This window comes from uncultured Maricaulis sp. (assembly GCF_963975345.1).
Lineage (GTDB): Bacteria > Pseudomonadota > Alphaproteobacteria > Caulobacterales > Maricaulaceae > Maricaulis.
Genome location: NZ_CAXBGE010000005.1, coordinates 217,647 through 239,486 on the forward strand (window position 1 = coordinate 217,647; position 21,840 = coordinate 239,486).

Below are 21,840 nucleotides of genomic sequence, written 5' to 3' on the forward strand. Positions count from 1 at the left end.
TGAGGTCAGGCTGGTTTGAGTTCGCCGATAATCATGGCGGTCTCGCCGGCTTGTGCAAGCGCGCTGATCGTCGCATCGACATCCTTGGGCGCAACACAGAGTAGCATGCCGATGCCGCAATTGAAGGTGCGGTGCATTTCATGCGTCGAGATGCCACCGGTTTTCGCCAGCCAGGCAAAGACGGGCGGCAGTTCAAACGCGTCGTAATCAATCACGGGCACCAGATGCTCCGGGGTCATGCGCGGTGGGTTCTCGACCAGACCGCCGCCGGTAATATGGGCGAGCCCATTGACCAGCCCGGCCTTGATCAGCGGCAGGCAGGTTTTGACATAAAGTCGGGTTGGAACCAGCAGCGCTTCGCCCAGCGTCAGGCCGGGCGCGAAGGGCGCCGGGTCCGACCAGGCAAGGCCGGAAAGCTCGACCACTTTGCGAACCAGCGAGAAACCATTGGAATGCACGCCCGAGGAGGCGAGGCCGATCAGCGCATCGCCGGCGGCCATGTGCTCATGGTCGGGCAGCAGGGCGCCGCGTTCGGCCGCGCCGACGACGAAGCCGGCCAGATCGAAATCCTCGCCCTCATACATGCCCGGCATTTCAGCGGTTTCGCCGCCTATCAGGGCGCAGCCGCTCTCGCGGCAACCGGCGGCAATGCCGGCAATAATCGCTTCGCCGCGCACCGGGTCGAGCCGGGAGGTCGCGAGATAATCGAGGAAATATAAAGGCTCGGCGCCCTGGGCCAGCACGTCATTGACGCACATCGCGACCAGATCGATGCCGACGGTGTCCAGCTTACCGGTATCGATGGCGAGGCGCAGCTTGGTGCCAACCCCGTCAGTGCCGGAAATCAGGATCGGATCGCTATAGCCGGCCGCCTTCAGATCGAAGGCGCCGCCAAACCCGCCCAGATCGGCGGCAGCGCCGGGGCGACGGGTCGATTTGGCCAGTGGTTTGATGCGGTCGACCAGCGCATCGCCGGCATCGATATCGACGCCGCTGCCGGCATAGGTCAGCCCGTTGGGGCGTTTTTTATCATCGCTGACGGTCATGCTGGTTTCCAAGCCCTGTCTGAAACGCGGCGGAGTACAGTCGAAACCTGCCTGAGAAGCAAGTCACGGGCTTCACGCGCGACTGTGTCTGGCTATACTAAAGACCAATCGATACCAAGGAGTCGTGCCCGTGCGACCGATATTTGCCGCGATCTGCCTGTTCTTCGCCATTCCCGCCCTCGCGAGCGCGGATGATCCCTATACGATTCTCAGCGTCTCCATCGACGCGACCGGCAGCAATGCGCTCGATGCCCAGACCATCGCCATGCGGCGCGGCCAAGCGATGGCAGCCCAACGCCTGATCGAACGGATGACCCTGCCGGAGGACCGCATCGGTACGCCGCTTGATTTCGGATCGGCCGGCGCGATTGATTCCATCTTCGACACTTCCGCGATCGCCGAACTCATTTCTGGTCTGCAGATCGACAATGAACAACGCAGCGCGACGCGATATCTCGGCGAGCTGTCGGTCAATTTCAATCGACGTGCGGTGGTGCGCCTGCTCACCAGCTATGGTGTGCCCTTCGTCGAATCCCAAGCGCGCCCAACGCTGGTTCTGCCAATCTATGATGCGAATGGTCAGTTCTACCTCTGGGACGATAATCCCTGGATGGCGGCATGGACCAGCCGTTCCTATGCCAACGCGCTGGCACCGATGACGGTGCCGACTGCAGATAATGGCCGTGCGGTTCTGTCGGCCCGCGATGCGCTGGCGCTCGACGAGCCAGGGCTGCGCGAACTTGCCTCGCGCTATGGCGTCAGCCGGATAGCCATCCTGCGGGCCCAGGAGCGCGATGGGGTGCGCCGGATTGGCGGCTTTCTGGTGAGCTTCGATGATGGCGCCGAGATGGTCGTTGATACCTGGGGGCCTGAAACCGTGAGCGGCACTTGGCGCGACGGTGCCTTGAGCTTCGTGATCGGGCGCGAGAACGCTTGGAAGCGCGTCGCCATCGTGCGCAACACGTCCACCGAGGAAATGCGTGTCACGGTGATTTATGGCGGCCTGCCGGAATGGCAATCGCTGCAGGGCGCGTTGACGGGAACTTCGCTGGTGACCAATGCGCGGCTTGACGCGGTTTCGCGTGACGGGGCGCTGATGACGGTGAGTTATCGCGGTGCGCTTGAACAGCTGACGACCGAGCTGGCTGCGCGCGGCGCGGTGCTGGAAGAACATCCCGGCCTGGGCTGGGTTGTTCGCAGCGCCTTTTAAGCCAGAAACGGACCGTACGCATGACCGGGCAAATGGCGCTCAATCTGCCGGTGAGAGTGGATTTCAGCGTCGACACATTCGTTGAGGGCCGCGCCAATGCGGAGGCTGTCGCTGCGCTGGCGCGCTGGCGTGACTGGCCACGCGCCGCGCTGGCCCTGGTCGGCCCTGCCGGAGCGGGAAAATCGCATCTAGCCGCGATCTGGGCCCGCGACGTCAAAGCGAAGACCATCGCCGCTGCAGAGCTGGAAACCGGTCTGGCCTCGTTGCCCTCGGGCCATTGTGTGCTGGTTGAAGACGTTGATCGCGGTGTGCCTGAAGCGGCGCTGTTCCATGCCATAAACCGGGCTGCAGAGGGCGAGATTCCCGGCCTCTTGCTGACCGGGCGCAAACCGACCGTATTGTGGCCGGCCAACCTGCCAGATTTGGTGTCGCGCTTGCGGGCCCTGCCGCATGTCGAGCTGCACGAGCCCGATGACGAGCTGCTGACCCGCGTTCTGCTGAAACAATTCCATGATCGTGGCGCACCGCTGCGGCCCGGCGTGATAGACTATCTCTTGCCGCGCATGGACCGATCCGTTGCGGCGGCCCGTCAGCTGGTTGATCAGATGGATAAACTGGCTCTGGCCCGGCAGACCCCTGTGACCCGGAACGTCGCTCGGGCCGTGCTCGAAGACCTGGTTGAGGATGGAGACAGCGAATGACCTTGCCCGTCGTCACGACCGCTACGCCGGATATTGCGGCGCTGATGGCATCGTCGGAGCGTTTCCTGAACCGGGAATTGTCGTGGCTGCGCTTTAACCGGCGCGTGATCGGCGAGGCCGAAAACCCCAATCACCCGGCCTTGGAACGGCTGCGTTTCCTGTCGATATCGGCGAGCAATCTCGATGAGTTCTATATGGTGCGCGTCGCCGGCCTGCGGGCCCAAATCCGCAATGGCGTCACCGCTGCCAGCCTCGACGGGCTAACGCCGGCCGAACAGGTCGAGCAGATCCATGTTCTGGCCAGCGAGCTAATGGGCAAGCAACAGGCCCTTTGGTGCAGTTTGCACGAGGAAATCGCGGCACTCGGCATACGGGTTCTCGCCGAGGCTGATCTGTCGCGCGCCGATATCGCTTGGCTGCGCGGCGAATTCCTGTCCCATACCCTGCCGGTGATCACGCCGCTGGCGATCGATCCGGCGCATCCCTTTCCGTTTATTCCCAATCTCGGCTTTGCGCTGGCGCTGCAATTACGCAATAACCGCACCGCCAAGATGATGAATGCGCTGATCCCGATGCCATCGGGCGTCAAGCGTTTCGTCGAACTGCCGGCGCGCTCACACGGCGAACGCGGCCGCCCGGATCGCCGTTTCGTGACGCTGGAAACGGTGTTGTCGATGTATGTCGACGAGCTCTTCCCGGGCTATGAAATGCTCGGACGCGGCGCCTTCCGGGTCATCCGTGACAGCGATATCGAGATCGAGGAAGAATCCGAAGATCTCGTCCTGGAATTCGAACGCTTGGTCAAGCAGCGCCGTCGCGGCGTGATTGTGCGCCTGACGCTAGATGCCGACATGCCGCCGGCTCTGCGCGATTTCATCGTCGCCCACATGCATGCCGAGGCCCAGGACGTGGTGCCGGTGCCGGGCCTGCTGGGTCTGGCCCAAATCGATCAATTAATCCCCGACGACCGCGCCGATCTGGTCTTCCCGCCCTATGAGCCGCGCTATCCGGAACGCATTCGCGATCATGGCGGTGATTGTTTCGAGGCGATCCGGGAGAAGGATATCATCGTCCACCATCCCTATGAGAGCTTTGATGTCGTGGTTCAGTTTCTGCGGCAGGCGGCCGCCGATCCCGATGTCGTCACCATCAAGCAGACCCTCTATCGCACCTCGAAAAACTCACCGATTGTCGCTGCCCTGATCGAAGCGGCCGAAGCGGGCAAGAATGTCACCGCCCTGGTCGAGCTCAAGGCGCGCTTTGACGAGGAAGCCAATCTGAAATGGGCCCGCGATCTGGAACGCGCCGGTGTCCAGGTCGTCTATGGCTTTGTCGAGTACAAGACCCACGCCAAGATATCGCTGGTGGTGCGGCGCGAGGGCGCGGTTCTGCGCACCTATGCCCATTTCGGCACCGGCAATTACCATCCGATCACGGCGCGCATCTATACCGATCTGTCGCTCTTCACCGCCGACCCGGCCTATGGCCGCGATGCCGGGCGGATATTCAATTTCGTCACCGGCTATGCGCGTCCGGAAAACCTCGAACGGCTCTCGGTCTCTCCGCTGCGGCTGAAGGATGATTTGTTGGCCCATATGGAGATTGAGATCGCCAACGCCCAAGCGGGCAAGCCGGCAGCAATCTGGGCCAAGCTGAATGCACTCGTGCATCCGGAGATCATCGACGGCCTCTACCGCGCCAGCCAAGCCGGCGTGCGCATCGAGCTGATCGTGCGCGGTGTCTGCTGTCTGCGTCCGGGCATCGCCGGCCTGTCGGACAATATCCGGGTCAAAAGCCTGGTCGGGCGTTTTCTCGAGCATTCCCGCATCGTCTGTTTTGCCAATGGCAGCGAGATGCCGTCGCCGGCGGCGAAAGTCTTCATCTCGTCGGCTGACTGGATGCCGCGCAATCTCGACCGCCGGGTCGAGCTGCTCTGCCCGATCCAGAACCCGACCGTGCATCGTCAGGTGCTCGACCAGATCATGGTCGCCAATCTCAATGACACCGCCCAGAGCTGGTATATGGACGGGCAGGGCGAGTATCGCCGCGTCGATACCTCCGGCATGAAGAAGGTGTTCAGCGCTCATGCCTATTTTATGACCAATCCGAGCCTGTCTGGCCGCGGTCATGCGCTCAAGAATGACCAGCCGCCCGTCCTCACGGGGGATGGTTAGGTCTGTTGGACCCGACAAGCCTCACCCATCCAGCCTTTGCCCAGAACTCGGTGGAGCGCGATATCGCGGTCATCGATGTCGGCTCGAACACGGTTCGCCTGGTGCATTTCCGTCTCGAGGGCCGGGCGATCTGGCCGGTCTTCAACGAGAAGGTGATGGCCGGCTTGGGCCGCGGCCTGCGCCAGCGCGGCACGCTGCATCCTGACAATATCGACATCGCCCTGCGCGCCCTGAAGCGCTTCGCTCGGCTGCTCGACGCCAAAGGTGTCACTGAACGCTATGCCGTCGCCACCGCTGCCGTGCGCAATGCGAGCGACGGGCCAGACTTCGTGCGCCGGGTTGCGGCCGAGACCGGCTTTCAGTTGCGTGTCCTGTCTGGCGCCGAGGAGGGCGGGCTGTCAGCGCTGGGACTGGTTACCGGCATTCCGGGCGCCCACGGCCTGATGGGTGATCTGGGCGGTTCCAGCCTTGAGTTGACCCCACTCGATCATGGCACGCTCGGCGAGGGGCAGACTTTCGGCCTCGGCCCCCAGGAAGCGATCCCGCCGGGGCCGTGGGATGCCGATGCGGTCCGCGCGGTGATCGATGAGCGTTTGCGCGAGGCGGGGCTCCTGCACGGACAGGGCGGCGAATTCTATACCATTGGCGGAGCCTGGCGATCTCTGGCGCAACTGGCTTTCGCGCGGTCCGACTATCCCTTGCGAGTTGCGCACCAATTCCGCATTGATGCCAAACGGGTCGCGGAGTTGACCCGGATGGCGAGCCGGCTCAGCACCGCGTCGCTGGCCGGCATTCCCGGCATTTCATCGCGCCGTGCACCGACCATCCCCTATGCCGCGCTGCTGCTGAGCCGGATTGTCGAGATGGGGCGGTTTTCGCATGTGGTGTTTTCCGCCTACGGCCTGCGCGAAGGGGTGTTGATGCAGGATCTGCCGGCGGATGTGCGAGCGATCGATCCTTTGATCGCCGGCGCCGAAGCGCTGGCACGGCCGGTCTCGCCGACCCCGGATTTTGGCCGCTCGCTGGCCAATTGGATCGCGCCGGCGATGGCCAATGTCGACACCGTCTTCACACCGCGCCGCGACCGTGTGCTGCAGGAGGCCGCCGCCCGGTTGGCTGATCTGGGCGCGCGGCGCCATCCCGATCACCGCCTTGAACTGACGCGCGACAGCGTGCTCTACGCACCCTTTGCCGGCATCAATCACGCCGAGCGGGTGTTTCTCGCGGCTGTGATGCATCACCGCTATGGTGGCCGGCGCGGCGCGCTCGACGATCTGCCGGTCTTCCATCTGATCGATGAAGCCCAACATGATGTCGCCCAGATGCTCGGCTGCACCTTGCGCCTCGGTGCCAAGCTGTCGGGGCGCTCTGCCAGCCTGCTCGACCGCTTCACCCTGCGCGTCGAGCCCGGACTGGTCTGTCTCGATATCGATGAAAGCGTCCACGATCTTTATATCGAACGCTCGGTTGCCCTGCTCGACACGCTCGCTGGCGCGATCGGGCGCAAGGGTGAGGTGCGGTATCTTTAGCCTTTGGCGCCGACCGGTCGCGCTGCAACCTTGCCATCTTCAAGCACTAGCGCGATCTCGCCGCGTTTGAGGCCCATCGCCGGTTCACCAAACACTTCGCGGCGCCAACCGCGCATGGCGGGCACATCGGGATCATCGCTGGAGGCGAGCTTTTCCAGATCCGGCATGGTCGCGATCAGCCGTGAAGCGACCCCGGCCTCGTCGGCGACCAGTTTGAGATAGACTTTGAGCAATTCAATCGTCGGACCGATGCCTTGCGGTGTCGGCGCTGGCTTTTCCACCTTTGGCGCATAGGCCTCTGGATTGGCCATCGCGGCCTTCATGTCAGCATAGAGGCGTTCGGCCGGTTTGGAGCGCTCGAAACCCCGGGGCACGGCGCGCAGGCCCTGCATCTGGCCTTCCTCGACCGGGGCCAGAGTGGCGATTTCGTAGAGGGCATCATCCTTCATCACGCGCTGGCGCGGCATGTCACGGGTTTGCGCCTCGCGCTCACGCCAAGCGGCGGCGGCACGCAGGGCGGCCAGCCATTTGGGGCTGGTCTTGCGCAGTTTGAGGCGTTTCCACGATTCCTCGGGGTCCATCCGGTAGGTGTCGGGACTGGTCAGGATCGCCATCTCGTCGGCAAGCCATGAGGTGCGGTTCTTCTTTTCCAGCCGCTCGCGCATGATCGGATACATGTCGCGCAAATGCGTCACATCGCCCATTGCATAGGTGAGCTGATTGTCCGAGAGCGGCCGACGTGACCAGTCGGTGAAGCGCGAACCCTTGTCGACCGGGCGCTTGAGCAGGGTCTGGACCAGATTGTCATAGGCGATCGAGTCGCCCAGACCGATCGCCATCGCGGCGACTTGGCTGTCAAACATCGGGGTCGGGATGAGCCCGTCGCCGAGATTGTAGAAAATCTCCAGATCCTGGCGCGCGGCGTGGAAGACTTTCATCACCCGCTCATCGACCATCAATTCCCAGAAGGGCTCGAGATCGATGCCCTCGGCGAGCGGGTCGATGATGATTTCGGTGTCGCCGCCGGCGGCCTGGATCAGGCACAGGGCAGGCCAATAGACCGTCTCGCGCATGAATTCGGTGTCGACGGCCACATGTTCGGCCTGGAGGAGGGCGTCGCAGGCCCGGGCGAGTTGGTCTGTTGTCGTGATAATGTTCATGTATTGGCCTTTAGCGCCTGGATTGCGGTTTGACCATCAACCAGGTGCATCGACGCGCTTGCGGCGCAGGCTCAACCGCCAGCCGATGACGGCGGCAACCCCGAGGCTGCCGGCTGCAATGAGCAGGAAGGCCGTCTGTATCGGCAGGTTTCCCATCGCGATAAAGGCAAGCGTAAACTGGCCCAATGTCGCCGTGGCCGCATTCATGATCCCGCCAGCAGCGAGCAGACGGCCACGCATTTCCGGCGCCGCCCGGCGCTGTGCCATCGCTTGCAGCGGCACGACGAACAGGCCCGCAGAAACGGCAGCGAGGCCGAGATCGGCCAACAGGCGCCAGTTGGAATGATCGGCGAAAAACTCACCGGCCCCGATCAGTGGCGCGCCATGGGGGATGATCGGATTGGACCAAGTGGCCAGGGCGACATCACTGGTGAACATCACCAGGCCGATCGCGCCGGCGATGGAAAAGGCGAGCGCATCGCCCTTGCCGCTGAGCGCGCCGCACAGAAGCGCACCCAGCGCCGCGCCAATGGTGAACAGGGCGCTGAATAGCAGCACTACGCTGGCATCGGCCCCCAGCACTGAAGCGGTGAAGACCGGCATGAGTGTGATGATCGACGCCGCCAGCATCCAGAACCAGGCCGCTCCGAGCAGGGGACGCAGCACGTCTGGCGCCTTGAGGGCATAACCGAGGACTCGAAACGTTTCGGCGATGAAATTCCAGGTCAGCGGCAGATCAGGATTGGCGGCCTCGACCCGCGGCAATTGCCGCGCCGACAGCCAGCCGAGAATGGCGATCAGGATCAGGCCGCCGCCGATCATTTCCGGACCCAGCGGTTGGACTGCGAGCCAGGTGCCCAGCGCCACGCCCATCAGGATGGAGACATTGAGGAAGCCGCTCAGCAGCGCATTGGCGGGCACCAGCTCGTGCGGCGCCAGCAGGGTGGGCAGGGCGGAGTTTTTCGCCGGGGTGAAGAAGGCCGATTGTGTACCCATCAGGAACAGGGTCGGCAGCAGCAGGATGGGCTGGCGCAGGAAAAGGGCGAGGGCGGCCAGCAGCATGATCCAGATTTCGATCTGCTTGGTGACGCGCATGATGCAGGTGCGATCGTATTTGTCGGCCATACGGCCGGCGACAGCCGAGAACAGGAAGATCGGCAGGGTGATCATCGAGGCGGCGATCGGCACCAGGATATCGCGGTTGAGCCCGAACAGGGTCAGACCGCTGAAGGTGACCATCGTGACCAGCGCATAGCGGAAGATATTGTCGTTGAGCGAGCCCAGACACTGAGCCAGAAGCAGCGGCAGAAAACGCCGCTGGGTGACGAGTTGAGCGGCTATCTTGGCACTCATGACTGTCCCTCCGCTTCGAGTTCCCGGGTGCGCGTCTCGATCGCATCCTGCAAGCGTTGCATGAAAATTTCGCGCGGCAGGCCCGGCGGGATCGGTTCGAGAAATTCGATGACGGCAGGGCCGGGATGCTTCTCCCACTCCTCCTCTGGCCAGCGCAGGCCCAGATTGGTCGCTACTGGTACCACACTTCGGCCGAGCTCGGCGTAAAGCATGTGAACGCCCTTGCGATAACGCCGGGTGACTCCGACAGCCGCCATGCCGCCTTCCGGGTAGATCAGGACCGGGCGGTGATCCTCGGCAATCCGGTCGATGCTCTGCTTGAGTGCACCCTGGGCGCGGCTGCGACCCTGGGCATCGACCATGGTGGCGCCGGCCCGTTTGACGATCCGGTTGACCAGCGGGAATTTCTCGATTCCGTTTCCGATCACGAAATTGAGGTCACCGGCGAGGGCAACCATCAGCGGGCCGTCGGCATAGGCCTGGTGTTTGGCGGCGATGATCACCGGTTCGCCCCGGGGCGCGTGGCCGCGGACTTCGAGCGGAATGCCGGCGATCCAGTGCATGCAAAAGCGTGTCGTCGCACCATAAGCGATAATGATCGCCATCAGCGGACCGCGCCAGGGCAGCCATGCGGCCGCATAGCAGACCAGGGCAAACAGGGCCGAGAGAGACCAGAACAGGGTATTGAAAACCAGGGAACGCATCGCTTCACTCCGCAGCTGGTAGCTCAATTAAACCAAGCGTCTATGCATGGACGCGTCTGTTTTTTCTGCGTTTTCGGGATGAGAAACCGATTCTCTGACCGGCGCCGCAAATTCGGCCTCCAGGGCCCGTGAGCGGGTTTCAACACGGGTCTCCAGCTCGGCCAAAAAACTGTTGCGATCAGGGCTTGGCGGCATGGGCTCGAGGAACTCAATTACGGCTGTGCCGGAAAACTTGCTCCATTTCTGCTGCGGCCAACATTGGCCGAGATTGGTCGCCACCGGCACGACCGGACGGTCCAGCTGCGAGGATAATTGCCAAGCGCCGGAGCGGTAACGCATCCCGGTGCCGACCGGGGTGAGATGGCCCTCCGGATAGATCAGGATCGGGCGCGGCCGGCCTTCGCCTTGCGACCGCTCGACACCGGCGCGCAGGCTGGCCATCGCTTCGGCGCCGCCCTGGTTGGAGACGACGATCGCACCGCAGCGTTTGAGCACCCAGCCGATCAGCGGGTAGTTCAGCATGTGGTCGCCGCAGATGAAATTGACGTCACCGCACTTGGCCATCATCGCCAGACCATCGCCCCAGGACTGGTGCTTGGCGGCGAGGATCACCGCCTGGTTCTTGGGCGGCGTGCCGCGTACTTCGACCTTTATCCCGCAAATCCAGCGCATCAGCAGCACGGTCAGCCGGGCATAGGAGCGTATGCCGTGCATCAGGATCCGGCGTCCGGGCACCAGCGCCAGGATGGCGCAGATCACCGCATAGACGGCGGAGACGGTATAATAGGCGAGGTTGAAGATGAGCGAACGCATGGCGGGCCTCCGAAGTGTTTTGAAACGGCGCTCAGACGGCGCGGAGCACGGCCATGATGGCGCGTGTGAAAACCGGGATGAGTTCAGTCATGGGCTGTTCGATGCGGCCGAATATCCGGTACTCCGCCGGCTGCATCACCAGGCCGAGCGCCATGGCCGCAGCCAGTTCCGGATCGCCGACCGGTATCTCACCGCGCTCCATCGCCATTGCGACGCGCGCGCTCATCACATCCGACGGGTTGGCACCGCCATCGCCGGACGCGGCGAGGAAGTAGTTACGGTGGGTGAGGTGATAGGTGAATTGCGCCGGATCATCCTCGGCCAACTCGCAATAGGCAGTGACGACGGCGAGCACGGTCTGTTCGAGGCTGGCGTCGGCGCGGATATTGGCGGCGACCAGTTGCAGCAGGCGGGCATGGATGGCTTCGAACATCAGCCGGGCGAGCTCATCCTTGCTCTTGAAATGGCGATACATCGCGCCGTCGGAAATTGTACAGGCCTGGGCGATCTGCTTGATCGAGACGCCGTCCATGCCGTGACAGGCGAACAGCTGCAGCGCCGCCCGCTCGATCCGCGCCTTGGTGGTGCCGCGAGGTGCGGTCACGCCGAGATTGGGGTCAGCACTTTCAAACAGGCCTTCTCTAAGTTTTCCGGTCATGGATCTGCCCTCTGTGCGACGGAAGTAAATGTTCATTCACGTGCCGTTTCTCACGGGGCTTGAAGGAGCGCAAGTGAATAATCACTCACGACGAAATTATCTGGAATCCCAAGAGAGAGGCAATGGGCGAGTTGTTGTCTTTACAAAATATAACGACCGATCTATTATCATTTCATGTCAGATCAAACACTCACCAAGGGCGGGCGCACCCGGGAACGCGTGCTGGAAACGGCCGCGCAACTTTTCCAGTGTCAGGGCTATGCCGCGACCGGGATCAATCAAATCGTCACGGCGAGTGGCCAGCCAAGGGGATCGCTTTATTTTCATTTTCCCGGTGGCAAGCAGGAGATCGCGACTGAGGCGGCGCGGCAATCCGCCGATACCGTCTCGGCGTTGATCGAGGTGGTGTTCGCGACGTCGCCGACCCCTATCGAGGCGCTGACCACGATCTGCACGGCTTTCGCCGATCAGCTCCGCGCCACGGATTTCCAGCAGGGCTGCCCGCTAACGCCGCTCGCGACCTCGATCACGCCGGAGTCAGGCGCGTTGCAAGGGGTCTGCGCCCAGGCCTATGACAACTGGATGGCCCGACTGCGCGGGGGGCTCGAAGGATATGGCATGCCCGCTGCGGTCACCGGTTCACTCGCCTCCTTGCTGCTCTCGGCAATCGAGGGGGCAATATTGCTGTCCCGTACCTGTCGCAACACCGATGCGCTTGATCAGCTGCCGCAATCGCTATTGCCGCTCCTGCAACGCCCCGAAGAGCCAGATTGAGGAGACCACAGCCATGCCGAACCTTTCCGCGTTTCGCCCGATATTCCTGTTTATGCCCTTCGTCTTGGCGGCCTGCGCCAATCCCGTCGAGACGCGTGCCGCGTCAAGCTATGAGTTTGCAGAGCTGGCTGCCCCGCGCGCTGCAGGCATTCGATTGACGGTCGTGATTACCGCGCGGACGTCCGCACCGGAAGCGATCCTGTTCGAGGGCGGGAATTGGCTCACCGAGCGCCCGATGGCCCATAGCGCCGTGCTGGTCTGTCACCGGGATGGCCTGGTGATGTTTGACACCGGGCTGGGCCGGCAGATCGATAGCCAATTTGAGGACATGCCGCTTCTGCTCAAACCTCTGCTCAGCTATGAAGTCACGTCTCCGGTCGCTGACCAGGTTGATTTAGACGTATTTTGCCCCGGGCGCCCGCTGGAAATTGCGCTGTCTCACATGCACTGGGATCACGCCAGCGCGATTGAGGACTTCCCGGACACACCGGTTTTTGTTCCGGACAGCGAACTGGCCAGCGCCCGGCAGAGCGGCAATGGTCACGGCTATCTGGCCAGCCAGTTCGATGATCCGGATATCGACTGGCGGGGGCTTGATTTCACCGGTTCTGCCTATCGCAACTATCCGAGCAGTCTTGACCGGTTTGGCGATGGCAGCGTGGTTTTTGTCCCCATGGACGGCCATTCTGCCGGTTCGATGGGTCTGTTCGTCAACATGCCGGATGGGCAATCCTGGTTCTTCACGGGTGATACGAGCTGGAGTCTCGACGGCTTTACTCGTCCGGCCCATAAAAATGCAATCATACGGGTCATCGTTGATCGTGATGTCGCAGGCGTGGAGCAGGAGCTGCAGCGCGTCCACGCTTTGCTGGAGCGGGAACCCGGCCTCGTCGTCATACCCGCCCATGACTTCAACGCCTACCCGCCGGAGGCGATCTATCCGCGCGTAATCGAAGCCGTGGAGTTGCGGATGCCGGATGAGGGATGACGGCCAAATCGGCCCGCGTTTTCGAGGAGTTTGAGCAGGCGGCTGCGCTGCGTGCCGAACTTGCGAGCCTGTGGCAAGCTGGCGCATTGTGGCTCGCCTTGGCAGCCGGTGTCGCCCGCGTGGCGCATCCTGTTCGGGCGGTTTTCCGGGGCGTGAGCCTCATCGATCATCCTGAAAAGAGACCCCCATGAATAAGTTCGTTTTGGCCATCATGGCTGCGTCGAGCCTGAGCTTGCTCGGGACGTCGGCATTTGCCATGGACCACCACATGGCCGGCGAAACCGCCGCGCCAACCCATGAAGCGTGCATGACCTTGCACAATGAGCTGATGGCCGACGTCGCCCATGGCGATACCGCCGCCCGCGACGCTGTGATTGCCGGTCTCGACGCTGAAACCACTGCCCGCGTTGAAGCCTGCCACGCCATGATGGGTGAGATGCATCAGGACGGCGCTGCCGACATGCACGCGGATGGGCACGCGGATGCGCACGGTAATGAGCACGGGCACGACGCACCGGCCGCCGAAGCCGCGCATGACGGCGAACATGAAATGCATGAAGCCGGTGAGCCACAGTAACAGTACCGCTCAACCCGAATGATGAAGGCGGCACCGGTCCCCGGTGCCGCCTTTTGTTTGGGTGGGTGAAGCCGGCAGATTCCGGCAAGCCCGTCGCCACGACTGAAAAATATCCCCCCGAACGCGAACCTTTTCCGATCTGCGGCATCTAACAGACAGAGCGCCCCAAAAGCGCCCTTTGGATCCACCGAAAGGAAATGACATGAAATCCCTGTTCCCGCTGACGGCGATCTTGCTCGCCATGGCCATCCCGCCGGCCTTCGCCCATGACGAACAAGTCCTGGAAACCGCACCTCCCCCAGCGCCTTATGTGCAGGTCAGCGACGTGCTGCCCCTGCCTGCATTCCTGCCGGGTCTGGGCACGCTGTTTGCTGACCCCTCGACCCTGCCGGCCGGCCCATTCCTGGCTTACGACCATGACGGCGTGCTCTCGGCCACCGTCTATATGACGCCACTGCAGGCGCTGGAAGACGGCACCGCCTTCGACGATCTGGGGATCGGGTCACACATGGTGTCGAGCGTTGATATTTATTATAATGCCGGCCATCCGGGCGTGACCGAGCCTCATGCTCACGTCGTGCTCTACCATGATGCCGACGCCAAACAGCGCTTGGCTCAATGACACCGACTCGCCGAACAGTCCTGGTCTTCGGGGGTGGCGCCATTGCCACCCTCGCGACAGCCTCCCAGGCGCTGGCAAGGCAGGTTGAGGTGATTGAAATGCGCGGGACGCCGCGCGGCGAACACATCTGGTTCGCCCCGCGCGGCCTCGCTATCGCTGCCGGCACCACAGTGCGCTTCGTCAATCATGACCCCGGCAATAGCCACACGGCGACGGCATACCATCCGGATGTTTTTGGTCGTGAGCGCCGGATCCCGGCCGCCGCGACGCCGTGGGATAGCGGCTTTTTATTGCCCGACGAGCAATTCGAGGTCACGCTGACGGTGCCGGGCGTGTATGATTTTTACTGCATCCCGCACGAGATGGCGGCGATGGTTGGCCGCATCGTGGTCGGCCGGCCCGGTGATCGCGGCTGGGAAGGACCCAGCAGTGATACCGCTGATGTAACGCCGGAAGTTCTGGCCGCCTTGCCTACTGTTGCATCCATTCTTGCACGTGGCCGGGTCGGAGGAGGATAGCCTTGTGAGGACGAAGACAGATCAAGGCCCGGCTAGTCCGCCTCAATCGCTCCTGACCGAGGCGGATCTGGTCGCTGCAGCCCGGCATAAGGATGAGGGCGCGATCCGCGAACTGATCCGGCGCCTCAATCCGCGCCTGTTCCGTACCGCGCGCGGCATCGTCTCCAGCGATGCCGAGGCCGAGGATGTGGTGCAGGAGAGCTATGTGACCGCCTTCACCCGGCTCGACCGGTTCGAGGGCCGATCGCGATTTTCAACCTGGATCACACGCATTGCCATCAACACCGCCCTCATGCGGCTCAGGCGCGTGCGACCGGAAGAGGAATACGACACTGTGGCCGAAGAACGCAGCGCCAATATCTTGAGTCTTTTCAGTGGTAGCGACAGCCCTGAAGCCGATTTCGGACGCGCGCAACTGCGCGGGATTCTGGAGACAGCCGTAGCCGCCCTGCCGGCGGACTTGCGCTTGCCCTTCCTGCTGCATGAGGCCGAAGGGATGAAGCTGAAAGAGATCGCCCAGGACTTGTCGCTCAACCCGCTGACGGTGAAAACCCGCCTGTTCCGGGCCCGGCGCCAATTGCGGGCCGCCCTGGAAGACAAATTGCGCGGCGGCTTCAGTAGCGTCTTCCCGTTTGACGGCGCGCGGTGCGCCAATATGGCGGACAGGGTGATTGCGCGGCTTGATATTTTGAAAGAGCCGTGACGCGGACGGTCAGGTCGTAACGGGATCGAACGGGGCGACACCGGTCTCGGTCACGATGGCCTGCATCGGAATGTCATGCGGTTGCGGAAAGATTGTCGCAAGTCGCGCCGCATCGACCCCGATCCCGATTGCCAGTGGACGCGGTGTGAGCGCCGCCAGGGTCCGGTCGAAATAGCCGCCGCCATAGCCGAGCCGATAGCCGCCGCCATCCCAGCCGACCAGCGGCGAGAGGACAATGTCGGGCAGGATATCGGGTCCCTCAGCCGGCACGAGGATATTCCAGAAGCCTTTCTCCATTCGGGTCTGCGGCGTCCACTCACGGAATACCAGCGGTGCCGCCTTGGTCGCGACCAGCGGCAAGGCTGCCCGGGCACCGCGCGCGGCGAGGCCAGCCAGCCAAGGGCGAAGGTCGAGCTCAGCCCTGATCGGCCACCAGGCCGAGACTGTCAGCCCGGCAAGACTGTCGAAACGCCGGGCCAGCAATTGATCGAGATGGGTCGTGACCGCGAGCGCCGCTGCCTGGCGTGTGGCGACCGAAAGGGCGGCCCGTTCGGCCAGCAGTCGTGTCCGTTCGGCCTTTCGCCACCGCGCCACATCGAGCGCCTGCTGCGGGTCCACGGCCGCGAAACCGGCATAGGCCGGGTCGATTTCATGGGCCAGGCAGGGCGGTGATGCATAGCCCCTTGGCTCGTCCTTCTCATCCATCATGAGGCCCCACCTTCCAGGCACAGCCAGCTTGCAAGAATACCGGGACGGCTGGGATCGCTCGCCGGTGGGCTATCCGTGTCCATCTCGCACCCAGTCATTGAACTTTCCCGGCATCAGGATAACCACACTGCCTGGCGGTCATGCAATGATCGATCAACGCACCTATTTGCCTCAGAGGTGCGGTGTTCGGCGGACCAGTGATCACCACCGGCCCGGTTTGCTGGTGAGCCGTCCGATTGAATTCGATCAGGTGCCGGCGCAACGCGAGTGCAAGTTTTCCTGAAGAACATCACGCAATACCAGCGCATGATTGTGGTGATGATCGCGAGCGCCATAAAGCAGGGTCACGGGCCCTTTGCGACACCATTCCAGGGCTTCTTCGATGATCATCGGTGTCGTTGCCAACTCAGCCCGATAGCGCTCGGAAAACGTTTCCCATTTGGCCGGGTCATGCGCGAACCATTTTCGCAAGCTGCCGCTGGGGGCAATTTCCTTGAGCCAGGCATCCATCGGCAGATCAGCCTTGGCGATGCCGCGCGGCCACAACCGGTCAACCAACAGCCGGGCGCCGAAGGTTTCCGCGCCGGCACGCGCATCATAGGCGCGCACGAGGTGAATGTCGGCACGGCGGTCACTGGGGCTGGCGATATCAGACTTGGCCATATCAGGCATGGTAGGATCCATTGCGACGTTTCGGTGTTTAGACTTTTTCCGGCTCGAACTGGGGAAATAATACCTGGTTCTCGAGTTCAAGATGAGCGTCGAGATCATCGAGAAAGGTCTTCAGCCCGTCATAGAGCGCGGTCCATGACCGGCAGGCCCCGTCCGGCAGCGTCAAATTCTCGGTCAGAGTGAGGATTTGTGCGGCCGCTGCCTGGTGGTCCTCATGGTCGGTGCGCATCACCGCGATGGGGTTTTCGAGGTCGGGCTTGCCACCACGGCGGATGGCGGGGAAGAGGATCAGCTCTTCCTTCTTCATGTGGACTTCCAGCTCGCCGATCATGTTTTGCAACAGCGCCGCCAGTCCCAGTGGAACTTTGGCCGCATCGGCATGCACACGCTCAACCCGTAGCGCCAGCGCGGTCAGATCAGGCAGCTGCGCGCGATGGCGGGCATGGTAGCGGTTCTCGATATAGCGCGTCATCTCACCCGGATCATCGGGAGGCAGATCGTCGGCTAGCGGGTCTTGCGTCATGGCAGTTTCTCCTTGGTCAAAGCTGCGGTGGAGTGTCAGTGCGGGCGTTGCGGGTGCGGGCACCTTCGATTCCCATGTGCATGGATGTGGCGATCCGCTCGGCGCGTTCGATCACCCAGGCCGCGCCCGCCGGCGGGCACACTTCGCGGGCGGTCAGACGGAACAGGGTGATCCAGCGCTGGAAGTGCTCGATATCAACGGGCAGGGGCAAATGCTTGGGCATGGGCGCGCCATGATAGCGACCGGTCATCAGTGCGACCGACGACCAGAATTTCACCATGGTTTCCAGATGTTCCGGCCAATTCTTGATCCGTTCTTCGAAGATCGGCCCCAACATCGCATCGCCGCGCACCCGGTCATAAAACCCGTCGACGAGCCGTTTCAGAATTGCCTCATCAAGCCCGGTTTGGGCCATCAGTTCGGCGGTGGCCTGCGGCCGGGCGCTGTCGATTTGGGCGACGTCAATTGGGGCGGTGGCTGGCTTTGGCATTGCGTTTGAGTCCGTTTCAATACTTGCTTCACGAATAGACCCTGATAATAGGTATTGTAAATACCAATTACGAGATTGTGTCCCGATGCGTCTGACCTCTTTCACCGATTTCGGCCTTCGCGCCTTGATGCGAATGGCGTCCGATCCCGGGCGCGCCTATTCGACGGCCGAACTGGCCGATGAGTTCGACCTGTCGCGCAATCATCTGACCAAGATCATGGCCGCCTTGTCGCAAGCGGGGATCGTCACCACCCGACGCGGGACGGGCGGCGGCGCCAGGCTCGGCCGGCCGTCGGATCAGATCTCGCTGGGCGAAGTGGTGCGCGTGCTGGAGAGCGGTCAGGCGCTGGTCGACTGCTTCTCGCCCAATGGCGGCAGCTGCTCGATTACAGGATGTTGCGGCCTCAAGGCCCGCCTTGGCGCCGCCGAAGCGGCGTTTCTGAGCGAGCTTGATCGATCCACACTGGCCGACGTCGCTTTGCCCCACGCACCAGCCCTGGCAATTCCAACCCTTTGAACGGAGATTTCCAAAGTGGACAACTGGCTTCCCACCCTCATCACCCCAACTCCGAGCGAAGGTTACGACCTCGCCGTCAAGCTGGCCCGCATGACGATCAGGAAGACCCAGGGCGATGCGGCCGTTCGTGACAGATTGCGCCCGGACTATGCCGAAAACGCCGATTCCCTGATCGCCGTCAGCGCCGTCGTGGCAACGCATTTCGCCACCGTCGCGGCAGCCAATGGATATTGGGCGAACCGGTGAGGCGCGTGACCATCTTGCCTGACAGCTTCGGTATCGCTGCGGTCTGATGGTTTCGACATTCGCAGGTCGCGCCAGCTTGGGGGGTGCGGCATGATGCGCGCTGGTGAAATCGCCACAGGCGTCCACTCTGATTGGAACGATTCGCCTCACGCCCTGCGTCGCGCCCGTATCCTCAGGCGCACCGCCATCCGCAACCAGAACCTGACCGAGACCCCCATGATCGCCCTGCAAAAAATCTCGACCGACATTTGGGACATGAAATACCGCTTCAAAAGTGGCGAGAGCGGCGTCGTTGATGAAACCATCGAGAACACGTGGGACCGGGTCGCCCGGGCCCTGTCACGCTGTGAGGGCAAGAAGGCGGCGCATTGGCAGCGGCAGTTCCGCAGCGCGCTGGAGGATTTTCGTTTTCTGCCGGCAGGCCGCATCGTGTCGGGTGCTGGAACCGGCCGCAGTGTGACCCTGTTCAACTGCTTCGTGATGGGAACGGTTCCCGACAGTTTGAGCGGAATTTTCGAGATGCTCCGCGAAGCGGCTTTGACGATGCAGCAGGGCGGCGGGATCGGTTATGATTTCTCGACCATCCGGCCCAAGGGCAGCCGGGTGGCCGGCGTTGATGCTGACGCCAGTGGCCCGCTAAGCTTCATGGATGTGTGGGACGCCATGTGCCGTACCATTATGAGCGCCGGCTCGCGCCGCGGGGCGATGATGGGCGTGATGCGCGATCATCACCCCGACATCCTCGCTTTCGTGGCGGCCAAAAGCGATCAGGCCCGGCTTCGCAATTTCAATCTCTCAGTGCTCGTCAGCGAAGCGTTGATCGAAGCGGTGGACCAGGACGCTGACTGGCCCCTGCATTTCAATGGCACGGTCTGCAACACCATCCGCGCCCGCGAGCTTTGGGATGCGATCATGCGCGCGACCTATGATTTCGCCGAACCGGGCGTGATCTTCATCGATCGCATCAACAAGACCAATAATCTGTCCTGGCTGGAAGAGATTGCCGCGACCAATCCGTGCGGCGAGCAGCCCCTGCCGCCCTATGGCGCCTGCCTGCTTGGGTCGGTCAATCTGAGCCGCTTCGTCGCGGAGCCTTTCAGCGAGGCGGCACATCTCGATGTGGACGGCTTGAAATCCTGCGTCGCGACCGCCGTGCGGATGATGGATAATGTTGTCGATTCCAGCAATTTCCCGCTCGAAGAGCAACGCGTCGAAGCCTTCAACAAGCGGCGGCTGGGCCTCGGGGTGACCGGGCTGGGCGATGCCCTGATCATGTGCGGCATCCGCTATGGCTCCGATGATGCCGTCGCGGCGGTTGATGCCTGGCTCGGCACCATCGCCAACGAGGCCTACCGGACAAGCGCCATGCTGGCGTCGGAGAAGGGCGCCTTTCCGCTTTACGAGGCCGAACACTATCTCAAGGCGCCGATGGTTCAGGCGCTCGACGCCGATGTGCAGGCCCTGATCGGCGAGCACGGCATCCGCAATAGCCACCTGACCTCGATCGCCCCGACCGGAACGATTTCGCTCTACGCCAACAATACCAGCGGCGGGGTCGAGCCGGTGTTTGGCTACAGCTTCAACCGCAAGGTTCTCCAGGCCGACGGCTCTCATGTCGAAGAGGAAATCCAGGATTATGCCTATCTGATCTTCCGCTCCATGTTCGGTGCCGACGCCGAATTGCCGGATTATTTTGTCGAAGCCGATGGTCTCACCCCACGTGAGCATGTCGTGATGCAGGCAGCAGCGCAGAAATGGGTCGACAGCTCGATCTCCAAAACGATCAATCTGCCACGCGATATCGATTTCGACGCCTTCAAGGATGTCTACCGGCTGGCCTATGATCTGGGCTGCAAGGGCTGCACGACCTATCGGCCCAATGACGTGACCGGTTCGGTTCTGTCCAAACCCGCCGCGCCGGCAGCCGATGCGGCGAAAACGGCTTCGGCCAAGCCGGCCGGTTTCATCAACCGGCCCGAGGAATTGCCGGGGCAGACCTACAAAGTCCGTTGGCCACATAGCGAGCACGCCATTTATGTCACGCTCAATGATGTGGTGGAGGAGAGCGTCAATGCGGCGGGCGAGACCATCCAGACGCGCAAGCCATTCGAGATTTTCATCAATTCCAAGAATATGGACCACTACGCCTGGACGCTGGCGCTGACGCGGATGATCTCCGCGGTCTTCCGGCGCGGCGGCGATGTCAGATTCGTCGCCGAGGAATTGGGGGCCGTGTTTGACCCGCAAGGCGGCGCCTTCGTCAATGGCCGTTATGAGCCCAGCCTGCTCGCCGTGATTGGCGGCGTGATTGAGCGCCATCTCAACGCTCTGGAAGGCGTCACATCGCCGGTCAGGGTCCTGGCGGACAAGGCGCGCGCCACGGCAGGCAAAGCCGAAGTGGAGGCGATCACCGCCCCACCCAGAGGCATGCTTTGCACCAAATGCCATCAGCCCACCGTGGTGAGAATGGAGGGCTGCAACACCTGCACCAGCTGCGGCTATTCCAAATGCAGTTGAGGACGAGATGACCGAAGTAACCATCGCCGCCGGGGATTTCACCGTCGATGCGAGCCTGCTCGCCGGCGCCTTTGCCCTCGACCAGGACACGGTGCAGGCCAGGATGCGGGCGGGTGAGATCACCAGTGCCTGTGCCACCGGCGTCGGTGAAGACGCCGGTCGCTTCCAGCTCACCTTCCACTATCAGACCCGCGCCCTGCGGCTGATCGTCGATGAGAGCGGGGCCGTGTTGTCGAAGGGGATGGAAGTGAATGGCCGCCGGCGCAGAGCCGCGCCGATGGGTGCTGCGGGGCGGTAGAGGGGGAGAGGCGGGGTGGGTGCCACTAGAATTGATTATATGTTATTTAATTCAAATACTTAGATTTCAAAAATGGTGAGCGTCCCCATTTTTCACCGGAGACGGATCTTCGAGGCCGTCACCAGCTCCGACCGCTTCGCGGCTACCGCTTCCATCAAGGAAGAGGAGGGCGTGTGGGCTGACCGGCATCGATTATCTCCCACCTCGTCCTTGATGGAAGAGGTGCGCCGGACGTAGTCCGGGGCGGAGCTGGTGAAGATGACGGGTGCGGGCGGTGGGCGATTTGGTGACTTATCCTGCACCCCTCACAATTATCCCACGTCATCCCGGCGAACGCCG

Annotated in this window: 25 protein-coding genes; 15 read left to right on the forward strand and 10 right to left on the reverse strand. The window is 62.6% G+C overall.

The features are described from left to right. Positions 1–5: 5 nt before the first annotated feature. On the reverse strand, positions 6–1,046 hold the full coding sequence (gene purM, locus AAC029_RS07460) for a phosphoribosylformylglycinamidine cyclo-ligase (RefSeq protein WP_339745829.1): 1,041 nt from the start codon (positions 1,044–1,046) through the stop codon (positions 6–8). Positions 1,047–1,176: 130 nt separating this feature from the next. Here purM and AAC029_RS07465 point away from each other — a divergent pair, with 130 nt between their 5' ends. From AAC029_RS07465 to AAC029_RS07480, 4 genes are read left to right on the forward strand one after another with little or no spacing between them, the layout of a single operon-like run. After that, complete coding sequence (locus AAC029_RS07465) at positions 1,177–2,256, forward strand: DUF2066 domain-containing protein (RefSeq protein ID WP_339745831.1); 1,080 nt, start codon at positions 1,177–1,179, stop codon at positions 2,254–2,256. Positions 2,257–2,276: 20 nt separating this feature from the next. After that, entirely contained in the window at positions 2,277–2,957 is a 681-nt protein-coding gene (locus AAC029_RS07470; protein ID WP_339745833.1) for a hypothetical protein, read from the forward strand. After that, a complete protein-coding gene (locus AAC029_RS07475) occupies positions 2,954–5,131 on the forward strand; it encodes an RNA degradosome polyphosphate kinase (protein WP_339745835.1) in 2,178 nt (725 codons plus the stop codon). The genes AAC029_RS07470 and AAC029_RS07475 overlap by 4 nt, the downstream gene beginning before the upstream one ends. Before the next feature lie 5 nt (positions 5,132–5,136). Further along, entirely contained in the window at positions 5,137–6,660 is a 1,524-nt protein-coding gene (locus AAC029_RS07480) for a Ppx/GppA family phosphatase (RefSeq protein ID WP_339745837.1), read from the forward strand. Here AAC029_RS07480 and rnd read toward each other — a convergent pair. Genes rnd through AAC029_RS07505 form a run of 5 tightly spaced genes read right to left on the reverse strand, consistent with a single transcriptional unit; the run spans position 6,657 to position 11,348 of the window. After that, positions 6,657–7,820 (reverse strand): ribonuclease D, encoded by a 1,164-nt coding sequence (gene rnd / locus AAC029_RS07485; RefSeq protein ID WP_339745840.1) that lies wholly within the window; start codon positions 7,818–7,820, stop codon positions 6,657–6,659. The two genes, AAC029_RS07480 and rnd, sit on opposite strands and share 4 nt — an antisense overlap. A 36-nt stretch (positions 7,821–7,856) precedes the next feature. After that, positions 7,857–9,173 carry an MFS transporter gene (locus tag AAC029_RS07490; RefSeq protein WP_339745843.1) on the reverse strand — a complete coding sequence of 439 codons (1,317 nt, stop codon included), beginning with the start codon at positions 9,171–9,173 and terminating at the stop codon, positions 7,857–7,859. After that, positions 9,170–9,877 (reverse strand): lysophospholipid acyltransferase family protein, encoded by a 708-nt coding sequence (locus AAC029_RS07495; protein ID WP_339745845.1) that lies wholly within the window; start codon positions 9,875–9,877, stop codon positions 9,170–9,172. The genes AAC029_RS07490 and AAC029_RS07495 overlap by 4 nt, the downstream gene beginning before the upstream one ends. A 27-nt stretch (positions 9,878–9,904) precedes the next feature. Then, positions 9,905–10,690: a lysophospholipid acyltransferase family protein gene (locus AAC029_RS07500; RefSeq protein ID WP_339745847.1), complete on the reverse strand. Its 786-nt coding sequence runs from the start codon at positions 10,688–10,690 to the stop codon at positions 9,905–9,907. 31 nt (positions 10,691–10,721) lie between these two features. After that, on the reverse strand, positions 10,722–11,348 hold the full coding sequence (locus AAC029_RS07505) for a TetR/AcrR family transcriptional regulator (protein ID WP_339745849.1): 627 nt from the start codon (positions 11,346–11,348) through the stop codon (positions 10,722–10,724). A gap of 174 nt (positions 11,349–11,522) precedes the next feature. Here AAC029_RS07505 and AAC029_RS07510 point away from each other — a divergent pair, with 174 nt between their 5' ends. From AAC029_RS07510 to AAC029_RS07540, 7 genes are all read left to right on the forward strand, one after another. After that, a complete protein-coding gene (locus AAC029_RS07510; protein WP_339745850.1) occupies positions 11,523–12,122 on the forward strand; it encodes a TetR/AcrR family transcriptional regulator in 600 nt (199 codons plus the stop codon). A 13-nt stretch (positions 12,123–12,135) separates the two neighbouring features. Beyond that, a complete protein-coding gene (locus AAC029_RS07515) occupies positions 12,136–13,110 on the forward strand; it encodes an MBL fold metallo-hydrolase (protein ID WP_339745852.1) in 975 nt (324 codons plus the stop codon). After that, positions 13,107–13,301 (forward strand): hypothetical protein, encoded by a 195-nt coding sequence (locus AAC029_RS07520; RefSeq protein ID WP_339745855.1) that lies wholly within the window; start codon positions 13,107–13,109, stop codon positions 13,299–13,301. Before AAC029_RS07515 ends, AAC029_RS07520 begins: the two co-directional genes overlap by 4 nt. Continuing rightward, entirely contained in the window at positions 13,298–13,687 is a 390-nt protein-coding gene (locus tag AAC029_RS07525; RefSeq protein WP_339745858.1) for a hypothetical protein, read from the forward strand. Before AAC029_RS07520 ends, AAC029_RS07525 begins: the two co-directional genes overlap by 4 nt. A gap of 202 nt (positions 13,688–13,889) precedes the next feature. After that, a complete protein-coding gene (locus AAC029_RS07530; protein ID WP_339745861.1) occupies positions 13,890–14,309 on the forward strand; it encodes a hypothetical protein in 420 nt (139 codons plus the stop codon). A 98-nt stretch (positions 14,310–14,407) separates the two neighbouring features. Beyond that, positions 14,408–14,827 (forward strand): plastocyanin/azurin family copper-binding protein, encoded by a 420-nt coding sequence (locus AAC029_RS07535; protein ID WP_339745864.1) that lies wholly within the window; start codon positions 14,408–14,410, stop codon positions 14,825–14,827. A 4-nt stretch (positions 14,828–14,831) separates the two neighbouring features. Beyond that, entirely contained in the window at positions 14,832–15,530 is a 699-nt protein-coding gene (locus tag AAC029_RS07540) for an RNA polymerase sigma factor (RefSeq protein WP_339745867.1), read from the forward strand. A 9-nt stretch (positions 15,531–15,539) separates the two neighbouring features. Here the strand turns inward: AAC029_RS07540 and AAC029_RS07545 are convergent, their stop codons facing one another. From AAC029_RS07545 to AAC029_RS07560, 4 genes are all read right to left on the reverse strand, one after another. Then, positions 15,540–16,238, reverse strand: coding sequence for a 5-formyltetrahydrofolate cyclo-ligase (locus AAC029_RS07545; protein WP_339745870.1), 699 nt, complete (start codon positions 16,236–16,238; stop codon positions 15,540–15,542). A 246-nt stretch (positions 16,239–16,484) separates the two neighbouring features. Beyond that, complete coding sequence (locus tag AAC029_RS07550; protein ID WP_339745873.1) at positions 16,485–16,910, reverse strand: DUF488 family protein; 426 nt, start codon at positions 16,908–16,910, stop codon at positions 16,485–16,487. Between the two features lie 28 nt (positions 16,911–16,938). Beyond that, complete coding sequence (locus AAC029_RS07555) at positions 16,939–17,433, reverse strand: hemerythrin domain-containing protein (RefSeq protein WP_339745875.1); 495 nt, start codon at positions 17,431–17,433, stop codon at positions 16,939–16,941. A gap of 16 nt (positions 17,434–17,449) precedes the next feature. Beyond that, positions 17,450–17,923 carry a group III truncated hemoglobin gene (locus AAC029_RS07560; protein WP_339745877.1) on the reverse strand — a complete coding sequence of 158 codons (474 nt, stop codon included), beginning with the start codon at positions 17,921–17,923 and terminating at the stop codon, positions 17,450–17,452. 85 nt (positions 17,924–18,008) lie between these two features. On the opposite strand from AAC029_RS07560, the gene AAC029_RS07565 reads away from it, so the two are divergent. The 4 genes from AAC029_RS07565 (at position 18,009) to AAC029_RS07580 (ending at position 21,501) form a co-directional block, all read left to right on the forward strand. After that, positions 18,009–18,440 carry an Rrf2 family transcriptional regulator gene (locus AAC029_RS07565; protein ID WP_339745879.1) on the forward strand — a complete coding sequence of 144 codons (432 nt, stop codon included), beginning with the start codon at positions 18,009–18,011 and terminating at the stop codon, positions 18,438–18,440. A 15-nt stretch (positions 18,441–18,455) separates the two neighbouring features. Beyond that, positions 18,456–18,686, forward strand: a complete 231-nt coding sequence (locus tag AAC029_RS07570; RefSeq protein ID WP_339745881.1) for a hexameric tyrosine-coordinated heme protein — start codon at positions 18,456–18,458, stop codon at positions 18,684–18,686. Between the two features lie 90 nt (positions 18,687–18,776). Then, positions 18,777–21,203, forward strand: a complete 2,427-nt coding sequence (locus AAC029_RS07575; RefSeq protein WP_339745883.1) for an adenosylcobalamin-dependent ribonucleoside-diphosphate reductase — start codon at positions 18,777–18,779, stop codon at positions 21,201–21,203. Positions 21,204–21,210: 7 nt separating this feature from the next. Beyond that, positions 21,211–21,501, forward strand: a complete 291-nt coding sequence (locus AAC029_RS07580; protein ID WP_339745885.1) for a DUF6522 family protein — start codon at positions 21,211–21,213, stop codon at positions 21,499–21,501. Positions 21,502–21,840: the final 339 nt, after the last annotated feature.